The organism is [Acidovorax] ebreus TPSY (genome assembly GCF_000022305.1).
Taxonomy (GTDB): domain Bacteria; phylum Pseudomonadota; class Gammaproteobacteria; order Burkholderiales; family Burkholderiaceae_C; genus Diaphorobacter; species Diaphorobacter nitroreducens.
In genome coordinates this window covers 24,569-38,679 of sequence record NC_011992.1, presented here as the reverse complement: position 1 = coordinate 38,679, position 14,111 = coordinate 24,569, and the positions used below count along the sequence as shown (strand labels likewise).

12 protein-coding genes are annotated in these 14,111 nt (G+C 68.6%); 7 read left to right on the top strand and 5 right to left on the bottom strand.

All coding sequences use genetic code 11. From position 1 onward, the window contains the following. Positions 1 to 6: 6 nt before the first annotated feature. Both DTPSY_RS00165 and DTPSY_RS00160 read left to right on the top strand, forming a co-directional pair. Positions 7 to 558 (top strand): DUF488 domain-containing protein, encoded by a 552-nt coding sequence (locus tag DTPSY_RS00165; protein WP_012655150.1) that lies wholly within the window; start codon positions 7 to 9, stop codon positions 556 to 558. Then, a complete protein-coding gene (locus tag DTPSY_RS00160; RefSeq protein WP_012655149.1) occupies positions 555 to 1,742 on the top strand; it encodes an acetyl-CoA C-acyltransferase family protein in 1,188 nt (395 codons plus the stop codon). The genes DTPSY_RS00165 and DTPSY_RS00160 overlap by 4 nt, the downstream gene beginning before the upstream one ends. A 296-nt stretch (positions 1,743 to 2,038) precedes the next feature. On the opposite strand, the gene DTPSY_RS00155 is transcribed toward DTPSY_RS00160, so the two are convergent. Together DTPSY_RS00155 and DTPSY_RS00150 are read right to left on the bottom strand one after the other, a co-directional pair. Beyond that, positions 2,039 to 2,341: a DUF3297 family protein gene (locus DTPSY_RS00155; protein ID WP_012655148.1), complete on the bottom strand. Its 303-nt coding sequence runs from the start codon at positions 2,339 to 2,341 to the stop codon at positions 2,039 to 2,041. A 476-nt stretch (positions 2,342 to 2,817) separates the two neighbouring features. Continuing rightward, the gene (locus DTPSY_RS00150) at positions 2,818 to 4,071 is read right to left on the bottom strand and encodes a nucleoside recognition domain-containing protein (protein ID WP_012655147.1); all 1,254 of its coding nucleotides are present in this window, start codon (positions 4,069 to 4,071) and stop codon (positions 2,818 to 2,820) included. A gap of 54 nt (positions 4,072 to 4,125) precedes the next feature. Between DTPSY_RS00150 and DTPSY_RS00145 the strand changes: the two genes are divergently transcribed. Then, the gene (locus tag DTPSY_RS00145; protein WP_011803483.1) at positions 4,126 to 4,770 is read left to right on the top strand and encodes a LuxR C-terminal-related transcriptional regulator; all 645 of its coding nucleotides are present in this window, start codon (positions 4,126 to 4,128) and stop codon (positions 4,768 to 4,770) included. Positions 4,771 to 4,840: 70 nt separating this feature from the next. Here DTPSY_RS00145 and DTPSY_RS00140 read toward each other — a convergent pair whose 3' ends face one another. Beyond that, a complete protein-coding gene (locus tag DTPSY_RS00140; RefSeq protein ID WP_012655146.1) occupies positions 4,841 to 7,495 on the bottom strand; it encodes a hybrid sensor histidine kinase/response regulator in 2,655 nt (884 codons plus the stop codon). Positions 7,496 to 7,664: 169 nt separating this feature from the next. Between DTPSY_RS00140 and DTPSY_RS00135 the strand changes: the two genes are divergently transcribed. Then, positions 7,665 to 9,017: a dicarboxylate/amino acid:cation symporter gene (locus tag DTPSY_RS00135; RefSeq protein WP_012655145.1), complete on the top strand. Its 1,353-nt coding sequence runs from the start codon at positions 7,665 to 7,667 to the stop codon at positions 9,015 to 9,017. A 69-nt stretch (positions 9,018 to 9,086) separates the two neighbouring features. On the opposite strand, the gene DTPSY_RS00130 is transcribed toward DTPSY_RS00135, so the two are convergent. Next, complete coding sequence (locus tag DTPSY_RS00130) at positions 9,087 to 10,064, bottom strand: recombination-associated protein RdgC (RefSeq protein WP_012655144.1); 978 nt, start codon at positions 10,062 to 10,064, stop codon at positions 9,087 to 9,089. Between the two features lie 312 nt (positions 10,065 to 10,376). Here DTPSY_RS00130 and DTPSY_RS00125 point away from each other — a divergent pair, with 312 nt between their 5' ends. Both DTPSY_RS00125 and DTPSY_RS00120 read left to right on the top strand, forming a co-directional pair. Further along, positions 10,377 to 11,006 carry a Spy/CpxP family protein refolding chaperone gene (locus DTPSY_RS00125; protein WP_012655143.1) on the top strand — a complete coding sequence of 210 codons (630 nt, stop codon included), beginning with the start codon at positions 10,377 to 10,379 and terminating at the stop codon, positions 11,004 to 11,006. Positions 11,007 to 11,132: 126 nt separating this feature from the next. Then, positions 11,133 to 11,738, top strand: a complete 606-nt coding sequence (locus DTPSY_RS00120; RefSeq protein ID WP_012655142.1) for an acyloxyacyl hydrolase — start codon at positions 11,133 to 11,135, stop codon at positions 11,736 to 11,738. Between the two features lie 338 nt (positions 11,739 to 12,076). On the opposite strand, the gene DTPSY_RS00115 is transcribed toward DTPSY_RS00120, so the two are convergent. Beyond that, complete coding sequence (locus tag DTPSY_RS00115) at positions 12,077 to 13,048, bottom strand: tripartite tricarboxylate transporter substrate-binding protein (RefSeq protein ID WP_012655141.1); 972 nt, start codon at positions 13,046 to 13,048, stop codon at positions 12,077 to 12,079. Positions 13,049 to 13,290: 242 nt separating this feature from the next. Between DTPSY_RS00115 and DTPSY_RS00110 the strand changes: the two genes are divergently transcribed. Continuing rightward, a complete protein-coding gene (locus DTPSY_RS00110) occupies positions 13,291 to 14,094 on the top strand; it encodes an IclR family transcriptional regulator (protein WP_012655140.1) in 804 nt (267 codons plus the stop codon). Positions 14,095 to 14,111 lie beyond the last annotated feature (17 nt).

Below are 14,111 nucleotides of genomic sequence, written 5' to 3'. Positions count from 1 at the left end.
CACGCAATGGCCGCGCCGCCGCTCTACACCATCGGGCACTCCACGCTGACGGTGCAGGACTTCATCGCGCTGCTGCAGCGCGAAGGCGTGACACGGGTGATCGACGTGCGCGCCATCCCGCGCTCGCTGCGCCAGCCGCAATTCCACGAGGACCGGCTGCCCGGCGCGCTGGCCGCACAGGGCATCGCCTACACCCACATGCCGGCGCTGGGCGGGCGCCGCCCCCTGCAGCGCGGCGTGCCGCCCACCACCAACGGCTACTGGGACAACCGCAGCTTCCACAACTACGCCGACTACGCGCTGCAGCCCGCCTTTCGCGCCGCGCTGGCCGCGCTGCGCACGGCCGCGGCACGCGAGCCCTGCGCCATCATGTGCGCCGAGGCCGTGTGGTGGCGCTGCCACCGCCGCATCATCACCGACCACGTGCTGGCCGCCGGCGGCGCGGTGCGCCACATCCTGGGCGCGCGCACCGAGAGTGCGACACTCACCCCGGCCGCGCAGGTCCACCCGGACGGTACGGTCACCTATCCACCTCCAACCACCGTATCTGCCCCATGACCCACCGCGAAGTCTTCGTCGTCAGCACCGCCCGCACCGCCATCGGCACCTTCGGCGGCAGCCTGAAGGACGTGCCCAACACCCAGCTCGCCACCACCGCCGTGAAGGCCGCCATCGCGCGCGCCGGCATCGCGCCCGACGCCGTGGGCCATGTGGTGATGGGCAACGTGATCCCCACCGACACCAAGGACGCGTACCTGAGCCGCGTGGCGGCGATTGACGCCGGCTGCCCCATCGAGACGCCCGCCTTCAACGTCAACCGGCTGTGCGGCTCGGGCCTGCAGGCCATCATCAGCGCGGCGCAGGCCATTGGCTATGGCGACTGCGACGTGGCCGTGGGCGGTGGCTCGGAATCCATGAGCCGCGGCCCCTACTTCGACCAGGGCGCGCGCTGGGGCCAGCGCATGGGCGACAGCAAGAGCATCGACTACATGCTCGGCATCCTGCACGACCCCTGGCAGAAGATGCACATGGGCATCACCGCCGAGAACGTGGCCGAGCGCTACCAAATTTCGCGCGAGATGCAAGACCAACTCGCCCTGGCCAGCCAGCAGCGCGCCGCCGCCGCCATCGCCGCCGGCTACTTCAAGGAACAGATCGTTCCCGTGGAAATCGCCACGCGCAAGGGCACCGTGCTGTTCCAGGAAGACGAACATGTGCGCGCCGCCACCACGCTGGACGTGCTGGCCGGCATGAAGCCCGCGTTCAAGAAGGAAGGCGGCACGGTCACGGCCGGCAACGCCTCGGGCATCAACGACGGCGCGGCTGCCGTGGTGCTGGTGGCGGGCGACCGCCTGCAGGCGCTGAACGTGAAGCCCTTGGCGCGCCTGGTGGGCTATGCGCACGCCGGCGTGGACCCTGCCTACATGGGCATCGGCCCCGTGCCCGCCACGCAAAAGGTGCTGCAGCGCACCGGCCTGAAGGTGCAGGACATGGATGTGATCGAAGCCAACGAGGCCTTCGCCGCCCAGGCCTGCGCCGTGGTGCAGGAGCTGGGCCTGGACCCCGCCAAGGTCAACCCCAACGGCTCGGGCATTTCGCTGGGCCACCCCGTGGGTGCCACGGGCGCCATCATCACCACCAAGGCGATTGCCGAGCTGCACCGCACGGGCGGGCGCTACGCGCTAGTGACCATGTGCATCGGCGGCGGCCAAGGCATCGCGGCCATCTTCGAGCGGGTTTGAGTCGTTCAGGCCTTCAGCGCTTGTCCATCAAACGTTGCTAGCTCCTGATTGAGTAGCAACTAAACGATCCCGCACCTTCCTCACGGCCGATTAGAACGCCGCCTGCAGCTCTTGGGTGGATCCGACCCTAGGGCTGCATACCCGATTCCCGCGCTTTTCTGAACCGACGCGCGCAGGCTGCGCATCCACGGCAGTACGTCGGACATCATGAGGGGAAGGGTAGCGCGGCCACTACCGGGCCGATGAACCAGCGGGCACCCACCCACCAGCCACCCGGCGGGACCGGGTGGCTTTTTTTATGCCGCGGCTTCCGGCTTGTAGAACACCTCCACGCTGCCCTTGAGGGTGATGAGCAGCGGGCGGCCCTTGCGGTCCAGTGTCTTGCCGGCGGGCACCTTGATCCAGCCCTCGCTCACGCAGTACTCCTCCACGTCGACACGCTCCTTGCCGTTGAAGCGGATGCCGATGTCCGCCGCCTGCTGGAACACGGCCGCCACATGGTGCGGGCTGCGCGGGTCGATGGCCAGGCGGTCGGGCAAGGGGAGCAGGGCGGAGTCGGTCACAGGGAAAGGTCTCGGAAAGCAGTAAAGGGCCTGCATTGTCCCGCAATCCCGGGGCGGCTGTGGCCTGTATCGCGGTGCCACGGCTCCATCGCTCCTGAAAAAGGAGCTGCTAACGATGTGTCAGCCTTCGCTTGCGCCGTTTTTGTTCGGCAGTCTTCCCCGGAAGGGCGCCTTGTGGATAAGTCTGCGGAGCGTTCTGGCACAACTGGCCAGTTATGCACAGGTGCGGGGCGCATCTGGGGCTTGTCCCCATTTGCGGTACAGCAGGCGCGTGCGGCCGTCCCCATGCTTTGGCGCAGCGCAAGTGCTTGATCTGTCAAACAAAAATCGGCTTGCCCACAGGCCGGGCCGCCCTCTACTACTACGACTATTCTTTATAAGAACTACAAAGAACAACCCGTGGCAAACCGCAGCGCCGCACAAAACCCCTTTCTTGGCCCCGGATTGAGGAGGCTTCGGCGTAAAAAAAGCGCCTTGTCAGGCGCTTTTTGGGGAAAGAGGGAAGGTTGCGATCAGCGCAGCAGCGTGTAGCCCACACCGATCGCGGCCAGCAGCCCCACGGCATCGGCCACCAGCGCGCAGGCCAGTGCGTGGCGTGTGTGCTTCACGCCCACGCTGCCGAAGTACACGGCCAGCACGTAGAAGGTGGTCTCGGTGGAGCCCTGCACGATGGCGGCCAGGCGCCCCACGAAGGAATTCACACCGTGCGTCTGCAGCACGTCGATCATCAAACCCCGGGCGCCGGCGCCCGAGAGCACCTTCATCAGCCCCACGGGCAGGGCCGGCAGGAAGTCGGTGTTCCACCCCAGCGCCGCCACCCCCGCGCCGATGGCCGCCAGCAGCGCATCCATGCAGCCCGCGGCGCGGAACACGCCGATGGCCGCCAGGATGGCCACCAGGTACGGAATGATCTGCACCGCCACGCCAAAGCCCTCCTTGGCGCCGTCGATGAAGGCGTCGTACACGTTCACGCGGCGCCAGGCCCCAGCCAGCAGGAACAGCGCCACCACCCCCAGGATCACGCCCGCGCCCGTGGCTCCCGCAATCTGGGCGGCTTGCTCTGCGGGCAGTTGCGCCAGGCCCGCCACCGCCGCCGCCAGCACGCCGCCCACGGCCAGCAAAGGCAGCAGCAGGCGCGCGCGCCAGATCGGCAGGCGCTGAAAGAGCGCCACCGCCAGCACACCCGCCAGCAGCGAGGCGAAGGTGACCAGCAGCGTGGGCAGGAAGATGTCGGCGGCGTTGAAGCCCGCGCCCAGGCCCTGCTTCAGCGCCACGCTCTGGCGGATGGCGATGACGGACGTGGGGATCAGCGTCAGCCCCGCCGTATTCATCACCACGAACATGATCTGCGCGTTGCTGGCCGCGCCCGCCGGTTCGCGGTTGAGCGTCTGCAGTTCCTGCATGGCCTTGAGGCCCAGCGGCGTGGCCGCGTTGTCCAGCCCCAGCAGGTTGGCGCTGATGTTCATGGTCATCGCGCCCTGGGCGGGGTGGCCGGCGGGCACGGCGGGAAACAGCCGCGTGAGCAGCGGCCCGGCCAGGCGCGCCAGCAGCTCGACCATGCCCGCGCGCTCGCCCACGCGCATCAGGCCCAGCCACAGCGCCATGATGCCGGCCAGGCCCAGCGAGATCTCGAAGCCCGCGCGTGCGCCGTCGAACAGCGCCGTCAGCAGGGCCTGGAAGATGCCCGCTTCGCCCAGCAACCAGCGCACCACGGCGGTGGCGAACGCCACGATGAAAAACCCCGTCCAGACCCAGTTGAGTGCCATGGAACTCGATGGTAGCGGCTGGCCCCGTCCGTGCGCCGTGGCAGACTGCACCCCATGCCGCCCCCCACCCTGCTCGTTGCCGACGACCACCCGCTGTTCCGCGCGGCGCTGATCCAGGTGCTGCACGAGCGCTTTGCGCCGCTGCAGACGCTGGAGGCCGCCAGCGCTGCCACGCTGGGCCAGGCGCTGCAGGACCACCCCGAGGTGGAGCTGGTGCTGCTGGACCTGGCCATGCCCGGCGCGCGGGGCTTCTCGGCCCTGCTGCACGTGCGCGGGGAGTACCCGCAGGTGCCGGTGGTGGTGATCTCGTCGAACGACCACCCGCGCGTGATCCGCCGTGCGCAGCAGTTCGGCGCGGCGGGGTTCATCCCCAAGTCGGCCCCGGCCGAGGACATGGGCGCGGCCATTCGGGCCGTGCTGGACGGCGGCAGCTGGTTCCCGCCCATGGCGGCCGAGCGCTCCGAGGCCGACGCCGCGCTGGCCGCCAAGCTCGCGCAGCTCACGCCGCAGCAGTTCCGCGTGCTGCTGTGCCTGGCCGATGGCCTGCTCAACAAGCAGATCGCGCACGAGTTGGGCCTGGCCGAGAACACCGTCAAGGTGCACGTGACGGCCATCCTGAAAAAGCTGGAGTGCTACAGCCGCACCCAGGCCGCGGTGCTGGTGAAGAGCCTGGAGACGGAGCCAGAAGCCGCGCCCTGAGCGCAGTACCCTGCCGGCACAAGTTTCAAGCCCAATCGGCCTCTAGCGCTTGTCTGACAAGCGCAAGCAGCTACTGTTTCCGTAGCATCATCTGGCTGATGAGCGCGCGCAGTGCGGACGGGCGCACGGGCTTGAGCAGGTAGCCCCAGCCGCGCTCGGCCGCCTGGCGGCGCAGGGTGCTGCTGCGCTCGGCCGTCACCAGCACCACCGAGGGTGCCTGGCCCCACACGGTGCACAGCCGGTCGTACAGGTCGGGGCCGTGGAAGGGCCCCATGCGCACGTCCAGCAGCACCAGCTGTGGCGCGTTGCCGGGCGCGGCCAAGTCCAGGGCCGACTGCGGGCCGCCCGCCAAAGGCACTTCGCAGCCCCAGCGGCGCAGCAGCGCGCCGGTGGCCTCGCAACTGGGCGCGTCGTCATCGATGTACCAGGCCGTGGTGCCCTGCAGGGGCTGGTCGCCCTCGGGAGGGGCGGCTGCGCCCGCGGCGGCGGGGCGGGGTGCGGCGGCGGCATCGGCCAGCGGCACGCACACCCAGAACACGCTGCCGCGCCCCAGTTCCGAGCGCAGGCCGATCTCGTGCCCCAGCAGCTTGCCCAGGCGCTCGACGATGGCCAGCCCCAGGCCCGCACCACGGTCGCCGTCCTGGCTGTGGCCCTCGCCCAGGCGGCGGAACTCCTCGAAGATCTCGCGCTGCAGGCTCTCGGGAATGCCGGGGCCCTGGTCGTGCACCTCGATGCGCAGGTACCGGCCGCGGCGCCTGCAGCCGATCAGCACGCGCCCGCGGGGCGTGTAGCGGATGGCGTTGGACACCAGGTTCTGCAGGATGCGCCGCAGCAGCGCCTCGTCGCTGCGTACCGCGTAGCGCGTGCCCACGGTGCGCAGGCGCAGGCCCCGGCTGGCGGCGATGATGCCGAAGTTGTGCTGCATCACCTGCAGCAGCGGGCCGAGCGCGAAGTCGCGCACATGCACCTCCAACTGGCCCGATTCCATGCGCGAGATGTCCAGCAGGCTGTTGAGGATGCCGTCCTGCGCGGCCAGCGCGCCGTCGATGCTGTCGGCCACCTGGCGTCCGGCGGCGTCGTGCAGGTGGCCGCGCAGCAGCGAGGCGAACATGCGCGCGGCATTCAGCGGCTGCAGCAGGTCGTGCACCGCGGCGGCCACAAAGCGGGTCTTGTAGCGGTTGGCGGCCTCGGCCTCGCGCCGGGCGGCGTCCAGATCGCGCGTGCGTTCGGCAATGCGCAGCTCCAGCGCGTCGGCCAGCGAGCGCAGCTCGCGCGCGGCGTTCTTGTAGCTGGTGATGTCGGCGTAGCTGGTCACGAAGCCGCCGTCGGGCAGCGGGTTGCCGCGGATCTCCAGCACCGTGCCGTCGCTCTTGGCGCTCTCATGCAGGTGGGGCTTGCCGCTGCGCAGGTGCTGCAGGCGCCGCTGGATGGCGTCCTCGGTGGGCGTGGCGCCCAGCAGGCCGCGGCGCGCGTTGTGGCGGATCAGCGCCTCCACCGGCGTGCCCACGCGCATCAGCTCGGGCGGAAAGCGAAACAGCTCCACGTAACGCGAGTTCCACGCCACCAGGTTCAGGTCGCGGTCGATGACCACCACGCCCTGCGGCAGGTGCTGCAGGCTGCGCGACAGGCCGGTGTCGGCCTCGCGCGCGGCCTGCACGATGCCGTCCTGCGCGGTGCGCAGCTCCTGGGCATGCTGGCGCAGCACGGTCTCCAGCTCCTGGCGGCTGCGCTGGCGCAGCAGGGCCAGGCGCTGCCGCTGGCGCACGAACAGCACCAGCAGTGCCAGCGCCAGCCACAGGCCCGCGGCCGCGCCGGCCGCCCAGCGGCGGGCCTCGATGGCGCTGTCCGCGTGGTGCAGCAGGTGCAGTTGCCAGCCGGCGCCCGCCAGCTCCTGCGTGTGCCACAGCAGTGGGCCGGGCAAGGGGGGCTCCTGCGCACGTGCCAGCACCGTGCCTTCGTCCACCCGCCGCTCCACCTGCAGGCCCAGCGGCGCGAGCGGTTGGCCGGTGTACTGGCGCGTGGCTTCCAGCTCCTGGCGCGCCTGGGGCGTGAGGGGTGCCAGCAGCCGGTAGCGCCAGGCGTCGCGGCTGGCGAGGAAGACCACGCCGTGCGCGTCCGAGGCCAGCACCACGTCGGGGCTCTGGCGCCATTCGCGCTCCAGCTCGGTCAGCAGGATCTTGATGGCCACCAGGCCCAGCGTCTGCCCGTCATCACCGCGGATCGCCGTGGACAGGAAGTAGCCCGCCTCCCCCGTGGTCAGGCCGATGCCGTAGAACCGCCCGTGGCCCTGCGCCAGCGCCTGCTGCACATAGGGGCGGAAGTGGTAGTCCTCTCCCACGTTGTTGGGGGTGTCGCGCCAGTTGCTGGCGGCGATGGCGCGGCCCTGCAGGTTGATGAGCGTGAGCGTGGACGAATGGCTGGCGCCGTTGGCCTGCTCCAGCTTGCGGTTGAGCGCGTCCACCTCGGCGGGCGTGAGCGGGTGGGTCAGCGCGTCCCTCAGCTGCGCGTCCAGCGCCAGCACCTCCGGCAGGGTGCGAAAGCGGTCGATGCGCTGCTCCAGCGCCTGGCCGTACAGCGTGAGCTGGCGCCGCACCCCCTGGCTTTCGTCGTGCAGCGCACGGCGCTGCGCGTACTGGCTGGCCAGCAGCATGCACACGGCCATGCCCGCCAGCACGAACAGTGCGACAAGCGCGGTGATCAGCGGGCGGCGGCGGCGTAGCGGCATGGGCGGAGTGTCTCTGGGTTTGGTGTCCGTGGGCGGGACGGGCGCGGCGTCTAATACCAATAGGTTATCGGCGCGGCGGCGATGCAGGGGTACAACCGCGGACTTCCAAAGATGCGCGGCATTGCACGGCCCTGGCGCGTCTTTTTTTCGACCTCCGGAGACACGCCGCATGCATGCCATTTCCTCTGCCGCCCCCGCCCCGTCGGTGCGGCTTCCGTTCTATCGCCAACTGTATTTCCAGGTGGTGTTCGCCATCATCATCGGCGTGCTGCTGGGCCACTTCCAGCCGGAGTACGGCGCGGCGATGAAGCCGTTCGGCGATGCCTTCATCAAGCTCATCAAGATGATCATCGCGCCGGTGATCTTCCTGACCATCGTCACCGGCATCGCCAGCATGAGCCACCTGAGCGCCGTGGGCCGCGTGTTCGGCAAGGCCATGGCGTACTTCCTCACCTTCTCCACGCTGGCGCTGGTGGTGGGCCTGGTGGTGGCCAACGTGATGCAGCCCGGCACCGGCATGCACATCAACGTGGCCGAGCTGGACCAGACCGCCGTCAAGGGCTACGTGAGCAAGTCGCACGAGATGACTCTCACCGGCTTCGCGCTGGACATCATTCCCAAGACGCTGATCAGCCCATTCGTGGGCGACAACATCCTGCAGGTGCTGCTGGTGGCCGTGCTGTTCGGCGTGTCGCTGGCCATGGTGGGCGACGCCGGCAAGCCCATCCTGGACTTTCTGGACGGCCTGACCAAGCCCGTGTTCAAGCTGGTGAACATCGTCATGAAGGCCGCGCCCATCGGCGCCTTCGGCGCCATGGCGTTCACCATCGGCAAGTTCGGTCTGGGCTCGCTGGTGAACCTGGCCGAGCTGGTGCTCACCTTCTACATCACCTCGGCCGTGTTCGTGCTGGTGGTGCTGGGCGCGGTGGCACGGGCCTGCGGCTTCTCGGTGCTCAAGCTGATCCGCTACCTGAAGGCCGAGCTGCTGCTGGTGCTGGGCACCTCCTCGTCCGAGTCCGCCCTGCCCTCGCTGATGGAAAAGATGGAGAAGGCCGGCTGCAGCAAATCCGTGGTGGGCCTGGTGGTGCCCACGGGCTACTCGTTCAACCTGGACGGCACCAACATCTACATGACGCTGGCCGCGCTGTTCATCGCGCAGGCCACCGACACGCACCTCACGCTGGGCCACCAGATCGCGCTGCTGCTGGTGGCGATGCTGTCGTCCAAGGGCGCGGCCGGCGTGACCGGCGCGGGTTTCATCACCCTGGCCGCCACCCTGGCCGTGGTGCCCGAGGTGCCGGTGGCCGGCATGGCGCTGATCCTGGGCGTGGACCGCTTCATGAGCGAGTGCCGCTCGCTCACCAACTTCATCGGCAACGCCGTGGCCACGGTGGTGGTGTCGCGCTGGGAAAACGCGCTGGATGCCGACCGCCTGCACCGCGTGCTGGATGGTGAGGCCGAGTTCCTGCCCGAGCCCGAACGGGCGGTGGAACCCGTCGTGCTGGCCCGCCACCGGGCCTGATCCGGCAGCGGCCTTCAAGCCAGGCCCCAAAGCCCATGCACCGGCAACGGCGCGTGGGCTTTTTTTTCGTCAGAACGGCGCGTCGTCGTCGGGGCCGCTGGCCGCGGCATGCAAGGCCCCGGCGGTTGGTGCGGGGGCGGCAGCAGCGCCCCCCAGGCTCGTGCGCCCCTCGCCGCCCAGCGCCGCGATCAGGTCGGGAATCAACTGCGACAGCTCGCCCGTGGCGATCGCCACGTCGGCATCGAAGCCGCCCTCGTCCTGCGCCTGGCCCTCGAACACCGTGTCCAGGAACGCCACCTTCTTGAGCTGCAGCCCCTCGGTCAGCACGAAGCTCACGCGGTCGTCCCAGCTCATGGCGAGCTTGGTGGGCAGCTTGCCCGCCTCGATGTGGCCCTGCACTTCCTCGATGTCCAGCGGGTGGCGGGCATAGCGCACCACGGCCTTGGTCTCGTCGGGCGCCTTCAGCTCGCACTCGCGGTCGATGGAAAAGCCCGCCGGCGGCTCCTGCTCCTTGAGCCACAGCGCCATCGCCGCCTGAGGGCTGGTCTGCGTGTCCAGCAGCGCCAGCGACAGGCCGGGCAGGTGCTCCACCAGCAGGCTCACCACCTCGTCGGCACGGCCTTGGGCGCCCGTGTCCAGCACCAGCAAGTGCGCCTGTGGGTCGATCCACACCCAGGTGCCGCCCTGCTTGGTGAAGGCCATGGGCAGCAGGTCCAGCTTGGCCTCTTCCTTGAGCTCCTTGGTTTCCTTCTTGCCGGGCTTGCGGCCGGTCTGCTGCTCGATCTGCGCGGCCTTTTCCTTCACCTTGCGCGCCAGCACGGTGGCCGGGAGCATCTTGGCTTCCCATTGGAAGCGCAGCATCCAGTGGCCGCCCACGCTCTCGGCCAGCAGCCCATGGGCCTCGCCGCGCGGGGGCACCCAGCCGCTGGACTTTTCCTGCGTGGCGCCGCACTCCTGGAAGGGCGCCTTGGCCAGCGCTTCCTCCAGCTGGGTCAGCTCCACCTGCCACTCGGGGGCAATGCGGTACACGATCATGTTCTTGAACACGGGGAGATTCCTTTTGAAATGCCGGCCCCGCGCCAGGGCTGCACGACGGGCGGGGCGGTGAATGGTCCTGATTTGATAGCTGCCAGCGCTTATTGGATAAGCGCTGGAGGCACTTTTGGCATAAAACGACTGTAGCCGGCATGGTGGCGCATGCCGGGTGAATAGCAGAACTTTACACAGGCGCAGAATTCGCTCACGGGCGCGTTACACACGCGGCGCACACTGCTTTGCAAGCGCAGGGTGCAGTGTCCCCCATTCGGGTGGACCACCAGGCGCCCATCACTTCCTGTGTGAAGCAAGAAAGGAAACACCATGGCCCGTTTCAAGATCACCCAGCGCCTGGCTGCCACTGCCGTGGCGGCCGCTGTGCTCGCCGGCATGGCTGTGCCCACCCTGGCGCAACCCGGCCCCGGCCCAGCCGCCACCGAGCAAGGCGCATCCCAGGCGCAGCAGCGTCCGCGCCAGCGCGCCCTGACGCCCGAGCAGCGCGAGCAGTACTTGGCCCAGCGCGCCGAGGCATTCAAGCGCAAGCTGCAGCTCACGCCCGAGCAGGAGCCCGCATGGAACAGCTTCCTGCAGTCCATGAAGCCCGACGCCGACGCACGCAAGGCGCGGCTGGATTGGCAGGGCATGGACCAACTCACCACGCCCGAGCGCATCGACCGCATGCGCGCGCTGCGCTCCCAGCGCGCGGCCGAGATGGACCGCCGCGGCGACGCCGTCAAGGCCTTCTATGGCACGCTGACGCCGGCGCAGCAAAAGACCTTCGACGCCGAAGGCAAGCGCATGTACCGCCACTGGGGCGGCGACCACCCCATGGGCAAGCGCTGGGGCAAGGACGGTGCGCGGGGCGACTTCCGCGGTGACGGTCGCGGCATGCGCCACCAAGGCCCTGGCCCGGGCGCAGGCGCTGCTCCCGGCGCGCCGCTGACGCCGCAGTAAGCAGGCCCATGGCCGGGTGCGCATCCGCTGCGCCCGGCCGCGGGCTGCGGCTCCGGCCTACAGGGCGGCTGGGCAGTGGGGGGCTACAGTGGTTACATATTCAGGTAACAACAACACCTCGCAACCATGCCTACCATCGCTCGCCGAAGCGCCTTTTTCCGGCGCACCGCCCTTCTCTCCCCGGCGCCTTTTCTCGCGGCCGCCGCCGCGTGCCTCACGGCCCCACCGGCCCTGGCGCAGCCGTCAGAGGACCGGGCCTACGCCCCTTCGGTCTACGTGCAGGGCGAATGGGCGCGGCGCCAGACGGATGCCATCACCATCGGCGCCACCCTGCCCTGGGGCACCTGGCGCCGCCCGCTGTGGGGCGGCGAGCTGCGCGGCCATTGGGATGTTTCACTGAGCCGCTGGTCCTTTGACGGCATCGGCGGGCACAACAGCGCCGTGGTGGTGGGCGTGGCGCCCACGCTGCGCCTGCGCCCCGACGAAGGCCGTTCCCTCTGGTTCTGGGAGGCCGGCATCGGCGCCACCGTGGCCAGCCACCGCTACCGCGTGCAGGACCATGAGTTCAGCACCCGCTTCAACTTTGCCTCGCACCTGGGCCTGGGGCGCAATTTCGGCGCACAGCGCCAGCATGAGCTGATGTTGAGCGTGCAGCACGTGTCCAACGCCGGCATCAAGAGCCCCAACCCCGGGGAGAACTTCCTGCAACTGCGCTACGCGTTGCACTTCTGAGCGGCCTGTGGACAAGCCTGGGGATGCGGCGCTGGTCATCTGCGCCTTGTCCACAGCACCCGTCCCGCCGGCGCAGTTGTACCCATTTCAGGCCGGACTTGACCCGGTACCGGGACACAGACTTTGCAGTAGCGCAAGTACGCGCCGCCATTCAGAAAAAGCGGCTTGTCCACAAAATGGCGCGGGCTCTACTACTACCACTATGAAGTAATAGACACATTCATGAATAACCGGGGCGATGGCCGCGTGGGTCAGGCCGTCGGCCGGTGTGCTTCATTATTGATAGCTGTCAGCGCTTGCCCATCAAGCGCCAGCAGCCATTTTTCCTACAAGCCGGGTTATTTGGCCAAGCCAAGCTTTTCGATGATGACCTTTTCGGTCTTCATGGTGTCCAGCGCGTACTGCTTGTAGGTGGCGCTGTCCATGTAGTAGGTGTCCATGTCGAACTTCGCCAGGGACTCCTTGTAGTTGGGCATCTCCATGGCCTTCTTGAAGGCGTCGTGCAGCACCTGGGCGATCTTCGGGTCTGTGCCCTTGGGCACCACCAGGCCGAACGGCGAGGTCTGCACCAGGTTGATGCCCACTTCCTTGAGCGTGGGCACGTTGGGGAAGCGGGCCGAGCGCTTGTCCCCCCAGACCGACAGCACGCGCAGCTTGCCCTGCTCCACGTACGGCGCCCAGCCGGGCGTGTCGGCAATCGACATTACATGCCCGCCCAGCACGGCCTGCAGCGACTCGGAGTTGCCCTTGTAGGGGATGTGGTTCAGCGTCACGCCGGCCTGTAGGGCGATGTTCTCCATCGTCAGGTGCAACGTGGTCAGCGCACCGGGCGTGCCGTAGTTCAGCTTGCCGGGGTTGTCCTTGGCGTAGGCGATGTAGTCCTGCATGGACTTGATGGGCGAGTCCGCGGGCACCACCAGGCCGAAGGCGTAGCCCGCCAGGCCGATCACGTATTGCAGGTCGGTGGCCGGGTTCCAGTTGATCTTCTGCGTGTAGGGCAGGCGGAACACCGGCAGCGGCACCTGTGCGAGCGTGTAGCCGTCGGCCGGGGTGCTCTGCATCATCTGCGCGGGCAGCACGCCGCCGGCGCCGGGCTTGTTCTCGATGATCACGGGCTGGCCCAGGATCTTGGAGGCGTTCTCCGCCAGCACGCGGAATGGCACATCGGTCGAGCCGCCGGCGGTGAAGCCGATCAGCACCTTGATCGGGCGGCTGGGAAAGCGCTCGGGTTGCGCCAGCGCGGGGCCGGCCACGCAGCCGGCGGCCAGCAGCAGGGACAGGGTGCGGCGGTTGAGCAAAGCATGGGTCATGGAGGGAGTCCTTGGGTCAATGGCCTCCGGCGCTGCGATCAACCCGCTGTGCAGGCCGTGTGCTGTGGAGGCCTTCAGGTAGCGTGGTTTCTCTGTGCGAAATTCATGGAGGCACGGGAGAAGTGGCGTGATTTCAGTATCCCCCTGATGAAAAACCCTTCTCGCTAGGGAAATCCATGAGTCGGTGCAGAAAAGTTGCGATGAAATAATTCCGCTAAGAGAAATTTACCTGGAGAGTGGGAATGGCGCGCACACGGAACATCGACTTCGACGAAGGCGCTGACAGCCGGCGCTTCGTGACCGCGCTGGCCCGGGGGCTGGACGTGCTGGCGTGCTTCCAGGTGGACGAAAAATGGCTCACCAATGCCGAGATCGCCGCGCGCACCGGCCTGCCCAAGCCAACGGTGGTGCGCCTGGCCTACACGCTGTGCGTGCTGGGCTACCTGCGCCATTCGCGCGACAGCGGCAAGTACGCGCTGGGCGACAGCCTGGCGGCACTGGGCATCACCATGGTGTCCAACCTGCGGCTGCGGCGCATTGCACGGCCCTACATGCAGGACTTCGCGGACCGCTACGACATCTCGGTATCGCTGGGCATCCGCAACGGGCTGTCGGTGCTGTACGTGGAGAACTGCCGCTCGGGCACGCCGCTGTCGCTGGGGCTGGACCTGGGGGCGCGCCTTCCGGTGGCGGAGACGGCCATGGGCCACGCCTTGCTGGCCGTGATGGAGCCGCGCGAGCGCGAGCGGCTGCTGGCCGAGATCCGCCAGGCCGAGGGCGAGCGCTGGCCGCAGTTGCGCCAGGCCATCGAGACCGGGTGTGCCCACTGGCGGGCGCGTGGCTTCACGGTGGTGGTGCGCGACTGGCAGACGGACATCGCGGGCGTGGGCGCCGCCATCCGCCAGCCCGACGGCCGCGTGATCAGCTTCAACGCGGGCGGCTCGGCCAGCAAGTTCCCGCGCGCGCTGCTGGAGCAGGAGATCGGCCCGCAGTTCGCGCGCATGGTCAAGGGGCTGGAGCCGTTCGTGCGCAGCGAGGAAGCGTAAGCTATCGATTAAATAGC